We start from the raw sequence: 245 nt of genomic DNA on the forward strand, positions 1-245 counted from the left end.
TTGGTCAAACACGGTGAAAGCGATGCCGCCAGCACAACCTATCAGGCGGAACTGAACCAGTGGCAAGCCGATGTGGAAACAGACGTCCGCGCCATCACCGGGCAAACGGCGGGCGTCCCGTTCATCCTGCCCGCGCCTTCCTCTATCAAGTCCGTGGCCGATATGCCCGAACCGCCCGCATCGAGAGCGGCGCTGGCAATGTTGCGCGCGCATATCAGCAACCCGAAGATCAATCTGGCCGGTCC

The 245-nt window shown here is 62.0% G+C and carries 1 protein-coding gene; it reads left to right on the forward strand.

Annotation, left to right across the window (positions count from 1 at the left end; all coding sequences use genetic code 11):
* A partial coding sequence (locus EGN72_RS19005) for a hypothetical protein (RefSeq protein ID WP_199743670.1) occupies window positions 1–245 on the forward strand: 245 nt, incomplete at both ends.

Origin of the sequence: Pseudorhodobacter sp. E13 (assembly GCF_003991405.1) — a bacterium.
Lineage (GTDB): Bacteria > Pseudomonadota > Alphaproteobacteria > Rhodobacterales > Rhodobacteraceae > Pseudorhodobacter.